Here is a 21,894-nt window from a genome sequence, read left to right as displayed (position 1 = left end):
CTTGCGGGCGTGGACCCATTCCTCCATCGCCACGGTCAGCGAGAGGTCGAAGCGGGCGGCGAGTTGCTCGCAGTATCGGAGCAGTTCGATGTCCCTCCGGGTCACCTCGTCACCGGTGGCGATGCCGTTGGTGAGTCGCACGGTGATCTGTTGGGCCACGACCTGGGCCTCGTCCGGGCAGGAGATGCTTCGCCTCCGTCGCCGGCCGCCCTCCTTCCAGGCGAGGGTGTGTTCCGAGTATCCATCGGCCCGGGTCATCGTGTAGATCTTCACGGCGGCAGGGCCGGTTCCGATCTGGATCACGCTGCTGCGTTTCTTCCGTTTGCGCGGGTTCATTGAACCCTTCGCCGGTGTCAACTTGTCGGAATTTTTGTCCGAAGGATTCGCCCTCGGCGGCTTCGGATTCCTGCGAGTTGCTTGCTTGGAGCGGGTTACGGGATTGCTCCCACCCTCTCCGCCATCGTCCGATGGCACTTTCTCACTGTAGCGGTCGGCTGAACTTAGAAATTTGTCCAGGGATCTTAGAAAATCGAGGCGGAGCCGTGCGAGAAGCGGCCCATCTCCCCACGATCTGCCAGATTGACGGCACTGATCAAGGTCGCTGTTCGTTTGTGCGACCCTGGTTGCATCAGCATTTCTCAAGGTTGCAAGGACCCCGAGGCTAAGATTGGGGCGATTTCAGCTGTTTCTCATCGAGGGTCGTCGTCTGAGGTCCAAATCCCATGGCGGTAGGCCATGCGCAGCCTGAGCCAATGTCCGCATCAGATCACAACGATACCGCATCGGTCGTCAGCCTGCTGACCAAGCATCAGCCGGACCTGTGGGCCTACGTGATCACCCTGATGCCGGGGGACCCGGACGCCGCGGATGTTCTTCAGAAGGTCAATTTGGTGCTCTGGACGAAGCGGGGCACTTTCAAACCTGGCACCAATTTCCGGGCCTGGGCTTTCTCAGTGGCCCGCTTCGAGGTGCTGGCCCACTTGAAGAAGAGGAAACGGGAGGGCCTTGTTCTTCTCGACGAAGAACTGCTGGATACGATTGCCGACGAAGCCCCCGATGCCCTCGCGCCTGGCGACGCGAAGCTGGCCGCACTGGAGCACTGCTTGCAGAAGATCCGCCCACAGGACCGCGCGCTCCTCGACCACCGTTACATGTCCAATCGCGGCTTGAGCGAGTTCGCCGAGCGCGTGGGCCGCAGCGTGTCGGCGCTCTCGGTGACGCTGCATCGATTGCGGGCCGGTCTCCGGCAATGCGTGAAGGAGCGACTGCGTGAAGAGGAGGCCTTGCCGTGACTCGAAACGAACTGGATAGCGCCATTCAGAAGGCGCTGGATGGCGCCCTCACGGAAAGGGAGTGCCTTGAACTTCGGGCCGTGCTGAAATCCGATCCCGCGGCCCGCGCGCTCTACTATGAGTACGCGGACCTGAACCAGTCGCTGGTCTATCGTCTGTCCCGCCTTTCTCCGGTCGATGCGGCCCGGTCCCTTGCTGATATCCGCTTGCAAGTCCAGAGCCGGCGGGCGGTTCGCCTTTCGATCGCCGCCGCGGCCGCGGTGTTCGTCGCCACACTGGTCGCCCTGAAGCTGATCTTCGTCCCCGACCCGCCCATCGCGGATTACCGGGTGGCACCCGGCAGCCTCTACACCCTTGAGACAGTCGACTCGGGAGAGGCCGCACCCGTTGACGGGCTGCACAAAGGCTCCGTCGTGAATCTCACACGAGGCAGCTTCGAGGTCGTCCTCCGCAACGGCAACCGCGGAGTGGTGCTGGCCCCCTCCCGGTTCGAGGTCCGCTCCGACAACGAAATCGTCCTGGAGGAGGGAACGGCCTGGTTCGAGGTGACGAAGGATGGCAGGGGCTTGCAAGTGGCCACCCAGAGATTGAAGGTCATCGACCTTGGAACGGCCTTCGGTATTCGCTCGATCCCGGGTTCGGACGACGAGGTGCATGTGTTTTCCGGCAGTGTCCGGGTGAGCAGTCCGCTCGATGCCGAGCAGACGCTTGCAGCCGGGGAGGCCCGCTCCTGCGGAGCCGCTGGAAATCTAATGGCGATCCCGGTGCAAGCCGACATGTTCCTTACCAGTTTGCCGGAGGAGGGTGGGGAGCAGTTCGCCAATGGCGATTTCGAAGCCGGTGCCCGCCCCGATGATGCGGACTTCGGCGTGTCGGCCACGGAGGCCCTGCTGCCGGGTTGGAACTTCGGCCGCGACGTGAGCGTGGCCCTCCGTTCGGGCACCGGCAAGCCGGGGTATGGTCAAGGCAACGGCACGATTCTCTCCTCCACTGCCGACGTGCAGGTCGGCTTTCGCAACGCTCCCCCTGGCTACGAGGTCGGCACTCCCGATGATTCGATCTGGCAGACCTTCGGCACCGTCCCCCTTCAGCAGTATGAGGTGAGCTTCGAAATGGGCGGCTTCTTTGCCTCCTCGGGTGCCCTCGAGGTCACTGCGGCGGTGTACGACGGCACGGCCACCACCGGCACGCCTTTGGCCCGGATCTCCGAGAGCCGCGTCGGCCAGAGCCCGCGTGACAACGGCTACAATCCACCGACCCGCTTCACCTTCACCGCGCGGTCCGGCCGGAGCACCCTCGTTCTCACCGAGACCAGCCCCCAGTCGGACAGTTGCTCGCCGGTCATCGACAATGTCACCGTCGTGGAAGTGCCGGAATAGCTGTGCTCGACGAGTGACACGCCCCGACAACTCCTGAAGCACCCACCTGGGGCCTGGTCGATCTCGCGTCATTTCCGCGGATTTCGGTCGCACTCTTCAAAAACCCGCGAGTCGCAGGTTAAGATCGTCACCCTTTCGGCTGTTTGTTGGTGCATCTCACTACCAGGGAGCCGCCGATTCTGGGGCGAGTCCTTCGCGGTCGCGAGCGAGTCATGACGCCAAGAATCCACAACACTCTGTTTTTTGCCTTCGTCGGACTTTTTGGTTCTGCACCTGTCGGGGCGGACACCGTGCTGGTCGATCACACCTTCGACGGAGTCGCGAACGACATCGGTCCGGCCTTTCAGCAGCTCTACAACGGCCAGGGCACGGCCAGCACGGATCCGAGCACCGGCTACATCGAAACCACCGGGATCAACAACGCCTCCATTGGCTTCAACACCGAGGCGGCCGTGGATGCCTCCACTGCCGCGGGATTCACGATCACATGGGTGGTGGATTCCTACTACGATTGGGGACTCGACACGGGAGCCGTTGGCGGCAGCTCCGTGCACTACAACGGCTGGTTCTTCGGCGTGGGAACGAGCACGTCCGACACCGGGACGGGCCTGTGGAACAACCATGATAGCCTCGGACTGCTGCTGGACGGCGGCAATACCTTCTCGGCCAACGATTGGTCGCTTGCTGCGAACTTTGGCGGCAAGGCATTCGCCTCACTCGGGACACCGGCGACCTATGCTTCACTGGCCGACGGCTTCACGGTCTCGCTGACGGTCAACAGCGACGGCACGTGGTCGGCGTCATCGACGGGCATGAGCACGGACATCAGCGCGACGGGCAATTTGGCCGACTTCACGACGCTGACTTACTCGGACATTGCGGGCTCGCTGGTCGCCAACACCACGATCCAGGGACCGAATCCAAGTACGACCGCCAGTCTGAATTACACCGTCACCAGCGTCACCTTGACCGTTCACGATGGTCCGTCGGCCTCGTCGGATCTCAAAGTCACTTCGATCACCCGGTCGGGAAGCACCGTCACGGTCGAATTCACCGGCGGAGTCGATGGACAGACCTACGACCTGAACAAGTCGACCACGCTCGATTTCACGACACCGGACATCAAGGATACGACCACCCTCTCGGGCGCCACGAGCGGAACGCTCGAAGACACGACGGCGACTGAAGACAAGGCCTTCTACCGGGTCGAACCGCAATAGATCATCCGCGCTGCGACCATCCACAGACTCCAATCATCCTCCCACGACAACCACCACTCAGATGAACTACCGCAAACTGACCGCCTTGGCCGCCTCGGCCCTTCTGTTCACCGTCCCGGCCGGTGCCGCGACCCTCCTCTCCAACGACTTCGGCGGCGGAGCCGACATCGGCCCTGGTTTCCAGCAGCTTTACAACGGCCAGGGAACCGCCAGCGCGGACCCGGCCACGGGCACGATCACCACCACGGGCGTCGACAACGCCGCCATCGGCCTCAACACTTCGGGCACGGTGGATGCCTCCGCCGCTCCGGGCTTCACGATCGAATGGGTGGTTTCCTCGTTTACGGGAGATTCCTTCAATGATGGCTCCGGTAGCCGGGTGAGATTCAACGGCTGGTTTTTTGGCGTGACCACCGACACCGGCAGCGGCGGAACGTCCCTCTGGAACAACACCGGGGAAGCTGTCGGTATTCTGATGGACGGCGGTAATTCTTACACCGACTGGTCCTTCGTTCAGAGAACCGGGGGCAGTCTGGATTCAAACACCGCCCTGAACGGCTCGCAACCGACCGTGGCCTCGTTCAATGACGGATTTACCGTCTCCCTGACGATCAATGACGACAACACCTGGTCGGCCTCCTCGACCGGTCTGAGCAACAACATCAGCAGCTCCGGATCGCTGGCGGCCGGGACCTATGCGACCATCGCCGGCTCGCTGGTCGCCAATACGACCATTCAGGGCACCCAAGTGGGCTACGTGATCGACAGTGTCACCTTGACCACCATCCCGGAGCCCACCACCGCGACCCTCTTCGGCGGCTTGCTTGTCCTGACCCTGCTACGCCGGCGCCCAGGCGCCTGATCTCCATCGAGCGGCAAACATCCCAATGAATGAGCATCGGGTCTCCTTCAAGGGAGACTACCGGCTCTCTGCGTCCTGACGTTGGGACGACTCGGGTTGAAATCCATCGGAAGCCGTTCCGTCATCATCCCGTCATGAACCCAAACCGACTTGCCCCCCGGCATGCCATCCGCTCAGCCACCCTGTTGGCCGCGGTCTTTCAAATGGCCCCAGCTTCCCGCGGGGCCGATCTGATCGACAACGACTTCGGCGTGGGAGCCGACACCGGCCCGGCTTTCCAGCAGCTCTACAACGGCCAGGGAACCGCCAGCGCGGACCCGACCACGGGCACGATCACCACCACCGGCATCGATAACGCCGCCATCGGCCTCAACACCGCGGGCACGGTGGATGCCTCGGCCGCTTCGGAGTTCACAATTGAGTGGGTGGTTTCCTCATTCACCGGCGATTCGTTCAACGACGGGTCCGGTAGCCGGGTGAGATTCAACGGATGGTTCTTCGGCGTGACCACCAACGCCGGCAACGCGGGTCCGGCCCTCTGGAACAACACCGGGGAAGCTGTTGGGATCCTTCTGGACGGTGGAAACACTTACACGGACTGGTCATTCGTTCAGAGAACCGGGGGCAGCTTGAATGCAAACACTTCCCTGAACGGTTCCCAGCCGACGGTGGCGTCGTTCAATGACGGCTTCACCCTTTCCCTGACGATCAACGCCGATGACACCTGGTCGGCATCCTCCACCGGCCTGAGCAATGACATCAGCAGCTCCGGTTCGCTGGCGGCCGGGACCTACGCGACGATTGCCGGTTCACTGGTCGCCAATACCACCATTCAGGGCACTCAGGTGGGCTATGTGCTTGATAGAGTCACCCTGGAGACGATCAGCAGCGACACCTCGGGTGACAACACCCCGCCCACGCCCGCCCAGATGTCGTGGACCCATCCACCTTCCGCCCTATCTGAAACCGAGATCACCATGACGGCGGTCACGGCCGACGATGACAATGGCGTGCAGTATCAGTTCACCCGCTGGTTCGATGGCTCGGTCCAGTTCACCAGCGATTGGCAAGGCACCCCGGGCTTCACCGACAGCGGCCTGCTGCCCGCCACCACCTACGGCTACACCGTCGTGGCCAGGGACCGCAGCGTGAATCAAAACACCAACACCGAGTCGTCGCCCGTCGCGGAAGCAACCACCAACGACGAGGGCACGGACCCGCCACCCAACGGCGGCTACGTGGCACCCTTCGTCGACAGCGATGGCGACAGCTACCGCGATGAGGCGGAAACCGCCCTCGGTTCGGATCCCAACGACCCCGCCGACTGCCCCGACCACACCCCGGCGCCCGCCATGCCGAACATCGTGATCATCTATGCCGACGACCTCGGCTTCGGCGACATTTCCCGCTACGGCAATCTCTTTGGCACAACGAGCGCCTCGCCCACGCCGAACGTCGACAGCCTGGCCGACCAGGGCGTGACCTTCACCCAGGCCCACTCCGCCAACGCCGTCTGTACCCCTTCACGCTACTCCCTGCTCACCGGCATCTACAACTGGCGCAATTTCCAGAGCATCTCCGGACACTACGGCTACAAGGCAGGGATCGACAACATCCCGCTCGACGGCGACGTCACCATCGCCGACTTCCTCAAGACGCAGGGCTACGATACGGCGGCCTTCGGCAAATGGCACCTCGGCGGCAAGTGGTATGCGCCCGGTACGAACAACCGCATCACCGGCAATCCCACCGACCCGTCGGCCGTCGATTGGACCCGCCGCATTGAAGGCCACGCCACCGACATCGGCTTCGACTATTTCCGTGGTCTGGGAACCGTGCTCAACATGGGCCCCTATGTCTACCTTCACGACGATATCGTCCACTACTGGGTGGAGGACACCGCGCTCAATACCTACGGCGACAAGCTGCCCAATGGTCGCAAGGGCTACTTCCGGCCCGCCACGGCAGGGGACAGCTTCCAATGGTTCACCAGCAGCCAATTGAACTCGACCGTGGTCGCGGGTCCGGATTCGCGGGAGAGCCTCGGCGATCCGTCCTATCGCCAGATCGACGCCGGCCCGATCATGATCGCGGACTTCGAGAGCTACATCGCCAATCGCACCACGACGGCAGACACCGATCCATTCTTCGCCTACGTGTCCCTCTATTCACCCCACAAACCGTGGGCGATCACCCCGGCCTTCAACAACAGCACCTATGGCGACTATGACTACGCACGGTGGATGGCCGAGGTGGACGACCGCATCGGCCGGATCATCGCCGCCATCGACGACAACGGCATGGCGAATGACACGCTGGTCATCTTCACCGCGGACAACGGCCCCGAGACCACCGCCATGGACCGCACGCTGTCCAATGGCGACGACGCCAACGGCCCCCTGCGTGGTGCCAAGCGCGACGTCTGGGACGGCGGCACCCGCGTGCCCTTCATCGTGCGCTGGCCCGGCCAGGCACCGGCCGGAATGGTGGTGACCGACGAGTTGATTTCCCAGGTCGACATTTTCCCGACCATCGCCGCCTTCCTCGGCCAGGAGCTGCCCGACACCACCGCTCCCGACGGCGAATCGTTCCTGAATGTCGTCCGTGGTCAGCGCAAGCCGGGCGAGGCCCGCAGCGGAATCGTGCTCTGCTCGTTCGGCGGTCACCTCGCATTGAAAGCGCCGGACGGATGGAAGCTGATCGACTCGACCGGCGGTGGCGGCAACACCTCCTCGTGGGACTCTGAGAATAACAGCATTCCCAGCGCCATTGGAACAAACCAGGGTGTTCCGAAGCAACTCTTCGAAATGCCGGTTGACCTTGGCGAGGACATCAACCGGATTGACAGCCTGACCGGCGATTCCGCCATCCGCGCCGAACTCGTGAATCTCACCGGTCGCGATCTGCTGGCCACGCTCGATCAACTCCGGACCAGCGGTGCCGCCGCCCTCGACGGGCGCGAGCCCGACAACGACGCCGACGGCATGAGCAATGCTTTCGAGACCCTCCACGGACTCGACCGTGACTCGCCCAAGGACGCCGCCCTCGACAACGACGGCGACGGCGCCGACAACCTTTCCGAAAGCATCGCCGGCACCGACCCCAACGATCGCGGAAGCGTGTTCCGCGTGATCGACCTGACGGACTCAGCCGCGACCCTGTCCGTGACCTGGCCGAGTGTCGCCGACCGGACCTACGAGGTTTTCTGGAGCACCGACCTCGGCGTCTGGACGAGCGACTCGATCCATCCGGGAACCGGGGAGGAGATTACCGTTCCTCTCGACAAGGCTGTGATCGATGCGGCGGACGGCAACTCCGGCAATCTGCGAGCTCTCTTTGTTAGGATTGGTGTCACGCGGTCTTGATCCGCGAGGAAATTGAACGAGAGTCCCATCCTCTCCGCCACCCACATCACGGAACAAACGGTAGATGGTGGAACGGGAACACCGGAAGCTTGCGCTCAGGGCGTCAATTCCGAGGGTGGGGTCGCCAAGCCGTGTCTCCAGAAACTCCCTCATCGCCGCGAATGTTGCCTGATCCGAAGCGGGTGAGCTGGCGGGCGAGCGCGAGGGACCGAGGAATCCCTCGAGCAGGCCGAGAAACCCGGCGGCCATCGCTGGTGCGTCCGCGCGGGTGGCCTGTGGCAGGGAGCACCAGGTTTCCCGCAGCGCGGTGCCCAGGATCCGGCCGGCGGGAGAATCGAGCTTCCAACTGACCACGGGCCGGGAGGCGTGCAGACAATCCCGGTGATGCTTCGCGCTACTCCGCCCGTAGATCGACACAGATCAGCCGTTCCTGGCCCCGCAGGTAGAGCCGTCCCTTGCTGAGGGCGAGGGGGCTCCAGTATTTGAGGTCGAACTTCTTGCCAAGGTCCGAGCCGAAGACGTTCGCTTCGGCCAGCAGGCGGAAGCCTTCGGGCGACGGCTTGACCAGTCGCAGGACGCCGTTCTCACCGTCCTGGATGATGAGCATGCCATCGGCATGGATCATGCCGCCACGGCCCATGAAGGGCTCGGTTCCGGTGTTCCAGAGTTCCTTGCCATCAAGCGTCCAGCAGCTCAAGCCGCCGGTCTCGCGCTTGCTCTTCACCTTGTGGTTCGAGTTTTCGTTGGCGAGGAAATAGAGATGGCCTTCGATCACGATGGCGGGGTGGACCTGGGAGCCTTTGTCGGTGGACCAGAGTTCGGTGATCGCGTATTCACCGTCCGTCTTCCTGACCTTCAGCATCTTGGAGCCGCAGTCGTAGCCGCCGGTGACGAAGATCCGGTCCTCGCCGACCTGGGTTGCGACCGGGATGGGGATCTTGTTGTAGTAAAGGCCGGTCTGCCAGAGGACCTTGCCGTCGGTGGGGCGGTAGCTGGTGATCAGTCCCTTCTTCGCGTCCTTGTCGGTGACCGAGATCATGACGACATGCTTCTCCCCGCCGATCTCCAGCACGGTGGGTGCCGAGTGGGAGTCGCCGATCGGCCCGCTCTTCCAGAGCTCCTCGCCGGTGGTCTTGTCGATGCCGGCGACTCCGGTTTCTTCCCCGAAGGGCGTGACGATCAGCGCGTCACCCTCGACGAGCGCAGGCTGGGCCCAGCCCCATTTCGGGGTGGCGCCCTCGTAGCGTTCGCCGAGCTTCACGTCCCAGACGGGCTTGTGGGTCCGGCGGTCGATGCGGAAGACGCGGCCGAAGGCGTTGACGAAATACACGGCGTCGTCCTCGACGGTGGGGACGCTGCGCGAGCCTGGGAAGGGCGGCTCGCCCTCGGCGGCGTTCTCGAAGCGCCACTTCTCCTTGCCGGTGGCGGCGTCGAGACACAGCAGGACGTCGGATTCGCCGCGCACCCGGTCGATGAGGAAGACCTCGTCGCCGACCACGGCGCAGCCGCCGAAGCCGACCTCGAGCTGCTTTTCCCAGAGGACGGGCGGGCCGTTCTCGGGAAAGCTGCGGACCAGGCCGGTCTCTTCGGACACGGCGTCGCGCGAAGGGCCGAGGAAGCGAGGCCAGTCCTTCGCGGCAGCGGTGAGGAGCAGAAGGGTGAAGAGGAAGGGGAACTTCATGGTGCGATGGCATTCAAACGAAGGGGAACCGGGCACGAAAGCAAGGATCTTCTGCCGGCAGCCGAGGCTCCTCGGCCGGCGTGTTCCCGGGGAAAGAAGGAGGAGGCGCCGTCCTCCGGCCAACGGCGAAGGCCTGGCGCGCGGGCGACGCGCTCAGGCACCTTGCCAATCGCGGGGCGGGCGCCGATAGATCGGGCTGGCCTCGAACGATTCGCCTTCGAATGCCTCGCGCCCGGGGTCCCATTTCACGGTCTTGCCGGTGCGCACGGCGAGGTGCCCGAGATGGAGGGCAGTGGCGAGCCGGTGGCCGGCCTCGGCGTGGTAGGCGGGCTTGCTTCGCGACTTCATGCAGTCGAGGAAGTCGCGGTGCTCGATCGGCGGCCGGGGCCAGTAGTCGGCGGTGTCGGGAAACTCGGCCACCCGCAGGATCTCCGGATCGCTGGCCGACCAGGCACCGTTCCAACCCTTGCACCGGACCCAGCCATTGCTGCCCTCGAACTTGATGTCGACCTCGCCGGCACCGACTTTCATGACCACTCCGTTGGCGTAGCGGTAGTCGAGGTCGAAGCGGATCGGCACGTCACTGTGGAATTTCTCCGGATCGGGCAGCGGCCCGCTGCCGAAGACCTCGACCGGGCCGAGGTGCTCCATGCGGGCGCCGATCTGCGCGGTGTCGATGAGGTGGGAGCCCCAGTCGGTGATGACCCCGCCACTGTAGTCGAAGAGGGTGCGCCAGTGCTGGGGGTCCGGTCGGGTCGGCGTGTACTCGTGAAAGGGTGCGGGCCCGAGCCACAGGTTCCAGTCGAGTCCGGCGGGGACCGGTGCGGGTTCCTCGAGCGGGAAGGGCGACTTGGCGGGGAGGGTGACGTGGATGGTCTTCAAGTCGCCGATCAGTCCCGCGCGGACCCATCCGGCGAGGCGGTAGTACTTGACGAGGTAGCGGTCCTCGATGCCCCACTGGAAGACGGCCTTGCGCTTCATCACCTCGGTGACGAGCTCCGAGCCCTCGGTGATCGTGAGGGTCGGTTTTTCACAGAACACATCCTTGCCCGCCCGCAGGGCGGCGAGCGAGAGCGGGACGTGCCAGTGGTCCGGCGTCGAGATCACGATCGCGTCGAGGTCGTCGCGGGCGATCAATTCGCGGAAGTCCTGGGTGACGGTGCAGTCGGTGTTGCCGTGGTGCTGGTCGACCTCGCGTTTCGCCCGCTCGGCGGCGGAACGCCGGACGTCGCAGACGGCCAGGGTGACCTGGTCCGGTTGGTTGAGGAAGGTACGGAGGTTGCGCCCGATGCCCTGGCTTCCCATGCCGATGTGGCCGAGGGTGATCTTGTTCGACGGGGCGTCCTTGCCGAGCAGGCGCGACGGGATGATCAGGGGGGCGGAGGCCGCGGCCAGTTGCGCGAGGACTTTGCGGCGGCTGGGCTTGGGCGGGGAGGAGTCGGTGGGCTTCATTTCGTCGAGTGCGGAAGGGTGAACCCTTTGGAAGGGCAGGCGTCCGGGTGGAGGGAGCCCGGCGAGGGAAAGAGGAACGAGCCGGGCGCGGACGCCCGGCTCGATCGGGTTCAGGCGGGAGGCTGGTCGGGGCCTTCCGGATGCTCCGGCTTCAAGGGCGGGGGCGTGGGCTCCACGGGAGCCGGTTTCGCCGGCTTTGGAGCGGCTTTGGCACCCTCGCCGAGCTTGCCGAGGTATTCGGGCAGCTCGATGCCGGCATTGCGGCTGATCTCGTGGAGCGGCGGCAGCGAGCCGACCAGTCCGGAGACGAAGTTGGCGGTGCTGCTCTTGCCGTCGGCTCCCGGGCCGCTGTCCCAGACGGTGACCTTGTCGATCTTGAGGTTGGAGATCGCCTTGGCCTGCTCCTCGACCAGCTTCGGCAGCTGTTCGATCATCAGCAGCAACGAGGCGAGGTCCTTGTCGCCATTGGCGGCACCGACGAGGTCGGCGAAACCGCGGGCCTTCTTGGTGAGGATCTGCTCGGTACCTTCCGCTTCGGCCTCGAGGCGGAAGCGGAGACCATCCGCCTCGGCCTGTTTGACGGCCTTGAGGCCGTCGGCCTCGGCCTGCTTCTGCAGGCGGACCGCATCGGCCTCACCGGCCTGGGTGCGGCGGATGGACTCGGCACGGGCCTCGGCGTCGACGATCGCCTTCTGCTTGGCGATCTCGGCGGGCACGATGACGTTGGCCTCCTGCGATGCCTTCTCGCGGTTGGCGCGCTCGAGCTCGGACTGGGCCTCGGCCTTGTAGGCTTCCTGCAGGGCGGCGGCGGCCTTGACCTTTTCGGCGGCGGACGCGGCGCGTTCGGCCTCGGCTTCCTTGACCCGGCGGTCGGCGTTGGAGTTGGCGATCTCGACCGTGGCGGTGTTCTCACCATCGGTCGCCTTGGCATTGGCGTTGGCGACCCGGATCCGCTGGTCGCGCTGGGCCTCGGCGGCACCGATGTCGCCGTCGCGCTGGGCTTCGGCGACCTTCACCTTGGCCTCGGCGATCGCCTTCGAGGCGGCCTCCTGGCCGAGGGCGTCGATGTAGCCGGACTCGTCGGTGATGTCCTGGACGTTGACGTTGATCAGGCGCAGGCCGACCTTCTTGAGTTCCACTTCCACACCCGTGGAAATATTGGCAATCAGCTTGTCGCGGTCGGCGTTGATTTCCTCAATGTCCATCGTCGCGATGACCACCCGCATCTGGCCGAAGATGATGTCCTTCGCCAGCTCCTTGATCTCGGCGAGTCCGAGACCGAGCATCCGCTCGGCGGCGTTTTCCATGATCCCGGGCTCGGTCGAGACACCGACGGTGAAGGTCGAGGGCGTGTTGACCCGGATGTTCTGCTTCGAAAGAGCGCCTTCGAGGCGGATGTCGATGGGCAGCGGGGTGAGGTCGAGGTACTGGTAGCCCTGGATGATGGGCCAGACGAAGGCGGCACCGCCGTGGAAGCAGTTGGCCGACTTGCCGCCAGCCACCTTGCCGTAAACGACCAGCAGCTTGTCGGAGGGGCAGCGCTTGTAGCGGGTGATGAAGGCGATCACCACAGCCGCGAAGAAAATCACGATGGCGATGATGACGATGGCAGGCGGGATATCCGCGAGGATCATGGGATGTGTCATTGGAGTTGTGTTTGGGGTTGGGAGCTAGATTCCTTCAACGTAGAAGGAGGTGGGTCCGTCGAGGCCCGTGATCCGGACTTTTTCGCCGGGTGCGATGGCGCCAGGCTCGCGCTTGCGGGCGCTGGCGGTGACAAGGCGACCCTGGATGGTCACCTGGATCTGGCCGCCGCCGTCGTGGTTGTCACCGGGAATGGTGACGTAGACGGTGGCATCCGAACCGATGGCGGACTCGTACTCGAGATTGCCACTCGATTGGAGTCGCAGCAGGGTGCGGATGACGAAGAACATGGCGAGCATCAGGCCCAATCCCGAGCCGACTCCAATGGCGGTGGCGGCGAGGGTGCCGAGTCCTCCCTCGAGGGCGAGTACGCCGCCCCAGCCGAAGCCGAGGAAAAAGGCGCTGATCGTGTGCGAGGAGAAGAGTCCGAGGCCGGAGGCGTCGGGCGAGCCGATGTCGAGGTGGAAGAAGTCAAAGAAGCCGTCCACCCCCATGCCGAGGAGTGCCAGAAGCGTCTGCAGGATGGTGAGCCCGAGGGCCACGATCGCGATGGCGTAGAACACCTGCAGCGAGAAATCGAGAGAGGTCCACCAGTCGGTCATGGGTTCGGGGGTTCGGGGTTGATGGGCTCCGGCCAGGCTCGTGGGAACCCGTCCATCACCGATACGTTAGGAGAGTAGGATAAGGGATACGGGCTTGTCCCCTCCAAACATGCGGCATGTTTTGTAGCGGGTGGTTAGAAGGGGCCTCCGGGCGGCTTGAGGAACACGGAGAAGACCGGGCAAGGCGCTTGGAGGGGTTTGGTTCGGCGGATACGCTACCATTCCCCACCTCCGGACCGAAGCCCGGTGCCGCTCAGTGCCGCCGAACCTTGCCGGAGGCGGTGAGGGGGATCTTGTCGACGAACTTGTAGCGGAGCGGGACCTTGTAGGCGGAGATGTGCTCGCGGCAGTATCGCTGCAGGGCGACCGGCTTGGGAGGAGATCCGGGGTCGGAGGGGATGATCTCGGCGGTGGGGATCTGGCCCATCTGCGGGTGATCGTGGCCGATCACACGGCTGCGTTTCACCCCGGGGTGCAGGTTGAGCACGGCCTCGACCTCCTCGGGAAAGACCTTCATGCCGGCGACGTTGATGACCGACTTGAGGCGGCCGACGAGGGTCAGGTCGCCATCCGGGTCGCGGACGACGAGGTCGCCGCTGGCGAAAAAGCCGTCATCCAGCGGGTCGGGATTCCAAGGGACGAGGTAGGCATCGAGCAGGCCCGGGCCGCGGACATGAAATTCGCCGGGTTGGCCGTCGGGAACCGGTTCGCCGTCGTCGCCTCGCAGCTCGACCTCGTAGTCGGGGAGCGGCCTGCCGAGGGCCCCGGGCTTTTCCAGCGGGGCATCGAGGTTGAGGACGGAGAGCCCGACCTCGATGATGCCGAGTCCCTGGACGAGGGGTTGTCCGAAGCGCTGGTGGAAGGCGATGGCGGTGGCCTCGGGGAGCTTGGCAGCGGTGGCGACGGCGAGGCGCAGCGAGGGCCAGTGGAAGTCGCCGGGGTCGGCGGCGAGCTGGGCGAAGTGGAAGGGAGAGCCGTAGATGATGGTCGCCTGATGCCCCTCGGCGCAGGCGAGGATGTCCTCGCGGGTGGGGGAGGACTCGAGCAGGGTGAGCGCACCGGCGTGGAGGTAGAGGACGATCGAGACGGCGAAGTGGTGGGCCATCGGCAGCATCCACAGGATGCGGTCGTCGGGGCCGATCTTCATGCCCCGGTTGGCGGCGGTGATGCGGGCGAGCAGGCTTTCGTGGGAGAGGACGATGCCCTTGCTGCTGCCGGTGGTGCCGGAGGAGAAGCGGATGAAGGCGGGGTTGAGGGACTGGAAGGCGACTTCGGGGAAGGCGGGCGGAGTGCCGAGTGATCGGTGATCGGTGATCAGTGAGTAGTCCGCGACTCCGTCGCGCTGGGGTTGCCCTTCAACAATGAGGTCGAGGGAGGTGGTGCGGATGATTTCGTCGCGCTCCTCCTCGGTGAGTTCCTCGGCGAGGGGGACCAGGCAGGCATCGGCGAGGAGGATGCCCATGGCGAGGATGATGTAGTCGAGGCCGTTGGGGCAGTGAAGCCCGACCCGGGGGCGGCGGCCGAGCGGTGCGGCAGCTTCGCGGATCGCGTCGGCGACGGGGCGGGCGGAGGAGAACAACTCGCCATAGGTGACGAGGCGCCGGCCGTCGTGGATGGCCGGGCGGTCGTCGGGGTGGAGTCGGGCGATTTCCTCGATGAGGTTCATGAAGCTTCGCTGGAGATGGGTGATGGGTGTGGTGGTCCTGGAGGGTGAGGGAGTTGTTGTTAGGATGTGGCGGAAGATGCCGGCTTCATAACCGGCGCTCCACCTGCAGGCTCGCCTTGGAGGTCGGCGAGGAGCGTGGTCTTGAGGAGTTGGAGTTCCTCGGCGGACAGGGTGCCCTCGCGCCAGGAGAGGGTGCAGGAAAGTCGATCGGACCTTTCGCTGAAGAAGATGCCGAGACCCGGAGGATCGGATACCGAAGGGACGTGGAAGCCGTCGAGGATGCTCTGCCCGAAGAGAGTCGTGCTGGCCGCGGCGAACTGTCCGGTGTGGGAGTGGAAGAGGGTGCAGATCTCGCCCTTCAGATAGTGGCTCGCGGGCTTGAGATAGAAGCGCGACGGGCAGCGCTCCATGAGTTTCATGAGGGCCTCCATGGCGGTGGGAAGCTTGCGGCGGAGGAAGTCGAGATACTTGCGGTGAAGGGTGCGGGTGGTGTCGCCGAGGCCGCCGAAGTCGCCGGGTGCCAGCATCAGCGACCAGGCGACCATGTGGTTCTGGAAGAGCGGGCGCCTGGCGGGGTTCGCCGTGCGCTGGACGGGCAGCGAGAGCAGGACCGGGATTTCGTCGCCGGCGTGGCGGAGCCCGATGACCGCGCGGGTAGCGCGGGCGGCGATGGCGGCGAAATACGGGAGCATGAGTAGTTCGCCGGCGGTGCTTGCCATCCGTTGGCGGATCGAAGCGGTCTCTTCCGGGCTGAAGCGGAGGATTTCGAAGCGTGGGGAGCGGGCCGGGTGCCGGTGCCGGTGAAGCGAGCGGATCCGCCAGGTGGGGAAGGAGCGCATCTCCTCGACCATGGGTTTGGCGGCCTTCCAGAGATCACCATGGGAGCCGGTGGCCTTCGTGGTTTCGCCCCAGTCCTGGCGGGGTGAGTCGTCGGCTTCGTCGAGATCGGCGATGAGTTTGTCGATGCCGATGGCGTCGAAGAGCGAGTGCGGCCACAGCAGGACGAGGGCCCAGCGGCCGGGGGCGAGGGGGCGGGCGTGAAGTTCGAGGTTCGGGCCGGGAGCGCGGATGTCGATGCGGGGATTTTCCAGCAGTCGGGCGAGAAGGGGTTCGAGCGGGCCGGCGGGGTGAATCTCGATGGGAAGCGGATCAGGACCACCGGGATGCCAGCGGGCGATGAAGTCGACGCCGCGCCGGAGCCGGGCGTTGAGCAGCGGGTGGCGTCTGGCGAGTCGGGCGGCGGTGGCTTCGAGGGTGCCGGCATCGGGTTCGCCGGAGAGTTCGATGACGGTGGCCGAGAGGTGCGCGCCCTGGCCCGAGCGCCGCATGTGCGATTCGAGCGCGAGCAGGAAGGCGTCGCTGGTGGTGGCGGGGATCAAGGGGAATGACGAATGACGGATGACGGATGACGGATGACGGATGACGAATGACGAATGACGAATGACGAATGACGAATGACGAATGACGAATGAATTGTTGCGAGATGAAGCTCGCGGTCCGTTGGGGGTCAGGCTTGTTTCGACTTGATCAGGCGGGTGATGGCCTCGGGCGTCTGGAAGTTTTCGCGGGAGAGGTCGGCGGGATCGATGGTGACGGAGAAGCGTTCCTCGACGGCGAGTTGGAGTTGCATGATGGCCATGGAGTCGAGTCCGATCTCGAAGAGGTCGGTATCGGCTCCGATGTTGCCGTCGTGATCGAGTATTTCTTCGCGGAGGATCTGGGCGAGTTCGGTTTCCATGAGGGTCAGAGCCGGGCGGCTGCGGATTTTCCGGAGTCGAGTCCCTGCTTGTAGCACTGCGGGGCGAGTCGGTTGGAGAAAATTCCGGGGAAGGGGGTGGTGGATTCGTGTTCGATGAGTCGCTTGCCTCGCTGTCGGCAGAGGTCGGCGCGCAGGCGGTGCAGTTCGTTGCAGGCGGTGTGGTGGGCGATACCGACGACGTTGGCCACGGTTTCCCAATTCACGTTCGGGCCGGTGCCGGGTTCGTGGCGGATGCGGTGGATGAGGATGGTGTCGATCCCGGGATCGTCGATGAGATGCTCGAAAGGCAGCTCGGCGGCGATGCCGCCGTCGAGGTAGCGGTCGTCGCCGACATCCTGGATGGTGAAGAGGCCGGGGACCGCGCAGGAGGCCATGACGAGTTCGGCGAGCGGTCCGGAACGGCGGATGGCCGGAGTGGAGCTGGCGACGTCGGTCACGGCGATGTCGAGCGGAAGGTCGGCGAGGTCGCGGTCGCCGAGCAGCTTGCGCAGGTGGGCGACCGTCCGCTTTCCGGTGAAGAGCCCCGACGACCAGAAGGAGGTGAGCACGCCGGGAAGCCGCCAGAGCACGCCGGGGTCGGCGAACGAGAAGCGCAGGTGATGGCAGAGGGCGGCGCGCCGGAGGTCGTCGCCACGCAGCCCGCTGGCAAAAAGGGCACCGGCCAGGGCACCGGCCGAGGCCCCGGCGACGCGGTCGGGGACGAACCCGGCCTCCACCAGCCCGTTCAGGAATCCGGCATGGGCATAGACGCCGAGAAAGGACGAGCCGAGGACGACGGCGGTCTTTCCGGGGGTGGACGGGACGGGATCGGGCATGGACGAAGCGGCCGGAGTCTCAAGTTTCCGGTTTTCACTTTCAAGAGTTGGGGTGAGATTCGGGCGCGATGACCGAGACCGCGGTGAAATACAAGTTGGGCAACGAGAAACTGATCAAGGTGCTCGACGGGGCCTCGGCGCACCTGCGCGGCTTGCTGGAGAAGCAGGGTCGGCCGGACGGCGGGCTGCGCATCGCGGTGATCGGCGGCGGATGCAGCGGGCTGCAGTACAAGATGGACCTGGTGGATGGTCCGCGCGACCGCGACATCATGGTGCCGAGCAACGGCGTGAACGTGGTGATCGACCCGAAGAGCGCGCTTTTCGTGAGCGGCAGCGAGCTGGACTATTCCGACGACCTGCAGCAGGGCGGCTTCAAGGTGAGCAACCCGAATGCGGTGGTGACCTGCTCGTGCGGCGAGAGCTTTGCGGCGTGATCGAGTCCGGAGCACGGAGCCTGGAGATGGATGCGTTTGAAGAGCTGGGGCTGGAGCGGCGGCTGGTGCTGGGGGAGGCGGAGTTGGACGCGGCGTTCGCGGCGGCGGGAAAGAAGGCGCACCCGGATGCCGGTGGCACTAAGGAGGCCTTCGAGCGGGTGGGCCGGGCGAAGGCGACGCTGGCGAGTCCGGTGTCGCGGCTGAGGCACTGGCTCGAGCTGGAGGGGTTCGAGGGGGATCTGCGCGGGACGGTTTCCGCGGGAATGATGGATGTGTTTGCGGAGCTTGGGGCACTGCTGCAACAGGTGGATGGGTTGCTGCGGGAGCGCGAAAAGGCGTCGAGCGCCCTGGCGAAGGCGATGCTGGAGGGGCGGACCCAGGCGGCGCGCGAGGAGCTGGAGGCGATGCAGGAAAAGCTGGAGGCGATGATGGCGGAGCGGGTGGCGGTTTTTTCCGAGGTCGAGGGCGGGGGAAGGGACGGCTGGGAATTGGCGCGGGAGTTGGGGTTTCTGGAGAAGTGGCGGGCCGGGGTGCGCGAACGGTTTGCGGGGCTTTGGTGAGGGCGGCGGGCGGCAGACGGCGTCTTGAATGACGAATGGGGTGAAACACCCAAATACCCAAAGGAAGTCCGAAAACCGAAATTCCAAGTAGGGGTGCCTCCCACGTGACCAGCCTGTCTCCACGACCTTAGTGCTTCGGTATTCCTTCGTGCTCGGGTCTTTGGGTGGTTCGTCATTCCCCGGCGTATCGATGGCAGGCCGGATGGAAGACCCCCTGAAGGGGGAACTACGAACAGAGGTGGCGGGCGTTTGAGGTTGAGGGTTGCATCGCGGGAGATGCGGCGGGAACGTCCGCGGCGATGGACGAGGTGATGATTGGAATCGATCTGGGCACGACGTATTCGGCAGTGGGGGTCGTGGAGTCGGGCTTTCCGATCCTGTTGGCCAACGAGGAAGGGCGGCGGGTGATTCCCAGCGCGGTTTGGTTCGGGGACGGCGCGGTGGAGGTGGGTGAAAAGGCGCTGCGGCGGCGCGGGGTGTCGCCGGTGGTGACAAGCGTGAAGCGGCTGATGGGACGCCGGCCGGGTGAGGTGGACGACTTTCCACTGCCGCTCGACGAGGGCGACCGGGTGAGGGTGCTGGGCCGGACGCCCGAGGAGGTGAGTGCGGAGATTCTCAAGGAACTCAAGCGGATCGCCGAATGGCGGCTGGAAACGGAGGTCCGCAAGGCGGTGATCACGGTGCCTGCCTACTTCAACGACGCCCAGCGCTCGGCGACCAAGCGGGCGGGTGAACTGGCCGGGCTGGAGGTGGCGCGGATCGTCAACGAACCCACCGCCGCGGCCCTGGCCTACGGTCTCGACAAGCTCGGCGAGAAGGCGCGGGTGGCGGTTTACGACCTCGGTGGCGGCACCTTCGACCTTTCGGTGCTCGAGATGCGCGACGGCGTGTTCCAGGTCCTGGCGACCCGCGGTGACACCCGGCTCGGGGGCGACGACCTCGATGCGGCGCTGGCCGGGTGGTGCGCGGAGAAAGCCGGTGCCGGTGCCGTGGACGGGCGGATGATCAAGGAGGCCGAGCGGGTCAAGCGGGCGCTTTCCGCGGACGGGGAGGCGGTGTTCCGGGTGCCCTTCGTGGACGGAGGGGAAAGCATCGAAGTGGCGGCGACCCGCCGCGACTTCGAGCACCTTGCGGCGCCATTCATCGAGCGGACGATCGATTGCTGCCGCCGGGCGATGCACGACGCCGAGCTTTCGCCGGCCGATCTCGACGCGGTGGTCCTGGTCGGAGGCAGCACGCGGATCCCCGCGGTGCGCGAGGCCGTGTCGGCGTTCTTTGACCGGGAACCGGATCTTTCGCAGCATCCGGACGAGGCGATCGCGCTGGGAGCGGCCATCCAGGCCGGCGTTCTGACCGGGGCGGTGCGCAAGGTCGTGCTGCTCGACGTGACGCCCCTGAGTCTGGGAATCGAGACCTTCGGCGGGTTGATGAACGTGTTGATTCCGCGCAACACCACGATTCCTGCCAAGGCGGGTGAGATGTTCACCAACGCCGTGGCGGGTCAGCGCTCGATGAGTCTGCGCGTCCTGCAGGGCGAGCGCGAAATGGCCCGCGACAACTGGCGTCTCGGCGAGTTTGAAGTGGCCTTCGAGCCGGCGGAGAAGGGCCGGGCCCGGGTCGGGGTGCAGTTCCGGATCGACGAGAACGGCATCCTCGAGGTGCTCGCGCGCGATACGGCGACGAACCGCGACACGGTGCTGGAGATCCGGGATGCGGCAGTGGATGTGGACGACGAGAAGGTCGAGACCATGGTCAGCGAGTCGGTCGAGCATGCCTTTGACGACATGGCGGAGCGGGTTTTCACCGAGGCCCGGCTGAAGGCCGAGGAGTTGCTGCCGGCGGTGGAGGCCGTGCTTTCGCAGGGTGACGGGATCGTCCCCGAGGAGGAGGTGGCCGGGATCCGCGAGGCGGAGGCCACGGTGAGGGAGGCGCTGGATTCAGGCGACGCGAACCGTCTCAAGGCCGCGGTGGAATCCCTCGACAAGGCGACCGAGGCGGTGGCGGCACGGATGGTGGAAAGGGCGATGGAGGAGGCGCTCGAGCGCCGGATGGGTGGATGAGCGCGCGCTTGCCGATACCCGGCGTTCGCAGCAGTCTCTGGCAGGCGGCTTGATGAACGAACAGGAACCATCCGGTGAAAAACCGCGCGGGGTCGAGGTGCGCGTGATCGGTGGCGAACCACCGGCCGGATGGGAGCGCATGGAGGACCCCGAGGAGGTGGTGCGACTGGTGAAGTCGGGAGTGAAAGGAGCGCGCCGCGTGGACGAACTCGAACCCGCCGACGGGGATGAGCAAGAGTACCGGTCGCGCCGGAAAGGCTGGAGTGTCTGGAAGTGGACGCTGGTGATGGGCGGGTCGATTCTGGTGCTGGTCGCCGCCTCGGTGGCGATCCTGGTCGCCGCCCGCGAGGACGACCGCCCTGGTCGCGAGCTCTACGGGGGAGTCGAGGTGACTTACGAGGTCGGGGAGGATCCGAACGATCCCTTCGTCGAAACGGCGACCCGGCAACTGGGCGAAGCGCGGGAGATGGTCGCGCGCCTCGCGGCGGCGGATGATGGGGAAGAAGTCTCGTCGCTTTTCCGGGACGAGCCCGGCATCCGGGTGATCCGGCGAGAGCGGTGGAAACCACCGGCATTGGATGAGGAGCGGATCGCGCAGTTGAACTTCGAGATGAAGGAGGGCGGGGAAGGTCGCGAGTGGATGGTGCTTTCGGGCAAGGATTCGCTGCTGAGGCCCCTGCGCTTCGTCTTCGTTTCGGAGGATGACGAACTGCTTTTCGACTGGGGCGCGAGTGTCGGTGCGAATGCTCCGGGTTTGGCGGATTTCCGCGAGTCGGCCCCGGGAGCCGAGGCCGACTTTCGCGTCGAGGTGCAGCCCGACCACTTTTACACCAGTGATTTTCCGGAGGATCGATACCGCTGCTACAAGCTTGCGGATGTCTTTGCCGATGCCTTTGCGTGGGGGTATGTGCCCATCGGATCCGCCGTGGCTGAAGCGGTGGCCGGGGAGATGCATCTGGAGGGGACCATCCTTGAAAGCGAGCCGATGTCCCGGATGCTGGTGCGCTTGCGCAATGTCGGCACCGCGGATCGCGGGCAATTCGAGTTGATCGAGGTCGTCGCAGCAGATTGGATCCGCTGGGAAGACGACTGATGCCGGAAGA

Annotated in this window: 18 protein-coding genes; 9 read left to right on the top strand and 9 right to left on the bottom strand. The window is 65.2% G+C overall.

Features of this window, described 5'->3' with window-relative positions; all coding sequences use genetic code 11:
* Positions 1–336: hypothetical protein (locus tag ACG2LG_RS18420; protein ID WP_396255887.1), on the bottom strand; the 336-nt coding region annotated here is incomplete at its 3' end.
* Between the two features lie 386 nt (positions 337–722).
* Between ACG2LG_RS18420 and ACG2LG_RS18415 the strand changes: the two genes are divergently transcribed.
* The 5 genes from ACG2LG_RS18415 to ACG2LG_RS18395 all read left to right on the top strand — a co-directional run bounded on the left by ACG2LG_RS18415 (position 723) and on the right by ACG2LG_RS18395 (position 8,118).
* Entirely contained in the window at positions 723–1,292 is a 570-nt protein-coding gene (locus tag ACG2LG_RS18415) for a sigma-70 family RNA polymerase sigma factor (protein WP_396261486.1), read from the top strand.
* A gap of 80 nt (positions 1,293–1,372) precedes the next feature.
* Positions 1,373–2,671 carry a DUF642 domain-containing protein gene (locus ACG2LG_RS18410; protein WP_396261484.1) on the top strand — a complete coding sequence of 433 codons (1,299 nt, stop codon included), beginning with the start codon at positions 1,373–1,375 and terminating at the stop codon, positions 2,669–2,671.
* Between the two features lie 212 nt (positions 2,672–2,883).
* A complete protein-coding gene (locus tag ACG2LG_RS18405; RefSeq protein WP_396261483.1) occupies positions 2,884–3,891 on the top strand; it encodes a hypothetical protein in 1,008 nt (335 codons plus the stop codon).
* Between the two features lie 61 nt (positions 3,892–3,952).
* Positions 3,953–4,753, top strand: coding sequence for a hypothetical protein (locus tag ACG2LG_RS18400; RefSeq protein WP_396261481.1), 801 nt, complete (start codon positions 3,953–3,955; stop codon positions 4,751–4,753).
* 134 nt (positions 4,754–4,887) lie between these two features.
* Positions 4,888–8,118: a sulfatase-like hydrolase/transferase gene (locus ACG2LG_RS18395; protein ID WP_396261480.1), complete on the top strand. Its 3,231-nt coding sequence runs from the start codon at positions 4,888–4,890 to the stop codon at positions 8,116–8,118.
* Between the two features lie 394 nt (positions 8,119–8,512).
* On the opposite strand, the gene ACG2LG_RS18390 is transcribed toward ACG2LG_RS18395, so the two are convergent.
* From ACG2LG_RS18390 to ACG2LG_RS18355, 8 genes are all read right to left on the bottom strand, one after another.
* Positions 8,513–9,799: a PQQ-binding-like beta-propeller repeat protein gene (locus tag ACG2LG_RS18390; RefSeq protein WP_396261478.1), complete on the bottom strand. Its 1,287-nt coding sequence runs from the start codon at positions 9,797–9,799 to the stop codon at positions 8,513–8,515.
* Positions 9,800–9,952: 153 nt separating this feature from the next.
* Positions 9,953–11,251, bottom strand: coding sequence for a Gfo/Idh/MocA family protein (locus ACG2LG_RS18385; RefSeq protein WP_396261476.1), 1,299 nt, complete (start codon positions 11,249–11,251; stop codon positions 9,953–9,955).
* A gap of 110 nt (positions 11,252–11,361) precedes the next feature.
* On the bottom strand, positions 11,362–12,885 hold the full coding sequence (locus tag ACG2LG_RS18380; protein ID WP_396261475.1) for a flotillin family protein: 1,524 nt from the start codon (positions 12,883–12,885) through the stop codon (positions 11,362–11,364).
* 36 nt (positions 12,886–12,921) lie between these two features.
* Entirely contained in the window at positions 12,922–13,497 is a 576-nt protein-coding gene (locus ACG2LG_RS18375; protein ID WP_396261473.1) for an NfeD family protein, read from the bottom strand.
* Between the two features lie 253 nt (positions 13,498–13,750).
* Positions 13,751–15,163 carry a class I adenylate-forming enzyme family protein gene (locus ACG2LG_RS18370; RefSeq protein WP_396261472.1) on the bottom strand — a complete coding sequence of 471 codons (1,413 nt, stop codon included), beginning with the start codon at positions 15,161–15,163 and terminating at the stop codon, positions 13,751–13,753.
* Positions 15,164–15,222: 59 nt separating this feature from the next.
* Entirely contained in the window at positions 15,223–16,542 is a 1,320-nt protein-coding gene (locus tag ACG2LG_RS18365) for a hypothetical protein (RefSeq protein ID WP_396261470.1), read from the bottom strand.
* 128 nt (positions 16,543–16,670) lie between these two features.
* A complete protein-coding gene (locus ACG2LG_RS18360; RefSeq protein WP_396261468.1) occupies positions 16,671–16,901 on the bottom strand; it encodes an acyl carrier protein in 231 nt (76 codons plus the stop codon).
* A 5-nt stretch (positions 16,902–16,906) separates the two neighbouring features.
* A complete protein-coding gene (locus tag ACG2LG_RS18355; protein ID WP_396261466.1) occupies positions 16,907–17,737 on the bottom strand; it encodes a patatin-like phospholipase family protein in 831 nt (276 codons plus the stop codon).
* 68 nt (positions 17,738–17,805) lie between these two features.
* On the opposite strand from ACG2LG_RS18355, the gene ACG2LG_RS18350 reads away from it, so the two are divergent.
* The 4 genes from ACG2LG_RS18350 to ACG2LG_RS18335 all read left to right on the top strand — a co-directional run bounded on the left by ACG2LG_RS18350 (position 17,806) and on the right by ACG2LG_RS18335 (position 21,884).
* Complete coding sequence (locus ACG2LG_RS18350) at positions 17,806–18,171, top strand: HesB/IscA family protein (protein ID WP_396261465.1); 366 nt, start codon at positions 17,806–17,808, stop codon at positions 18,169–18,171.
* Complete coding sequence (locus tag ACG2LG_RS18345) at positions 18,168–18,731, top strand: hypothetical protein (protein ID WP_396261463.1); 564 nt, start codon at positions 18,168–18,170, stop codon at positions 18,729–18,731. Before ACG2LG_RS18350 ends, ACG2LG_RS18345 begins: the two co-directional genes overlap by 4 nt.
* 311 nt (positions 18,732–19,042) lie before the next feature.
* On the top strand, positions 19,043–20,791 hold the full coding sequence (locus ACG2LG_RS18340; RefSeq protein WP_396261461.1) for an Hsp70 family protein: 1,749 nt from the start codon (positions 19,043–19,045) through the stop codon (positions 20,789–20,791).
* A gap of 52 nt (positions 20,792–20,843) precedes the next feature.
* Positions 20,844–21,884, top strand: a complete 1,041-nt coding sequence (locus ACG2LG_RS18335) for a hypothetical protein (RefSeq protein ID WP_396261459.1) — start codon at positions 20,844–20,846, stop codon at positions 21,882–21,884.
* Positions 21,885–21,894: the final 10 nt, after the last annotated feature.

Origin of the sequence: Haloferula sp. A504 (genome assembly GCF_044385805.1) — a bacterium.
Classification (GTDB): Bacteria; Verrucomicrobiota; Verrucomicrobiia; order Verrucomicrobiales; family Akkermansiaceae; genus Haloferula.
This window is presented reverse-complemented; position numbering and strand designations above follow the sequence as displayed.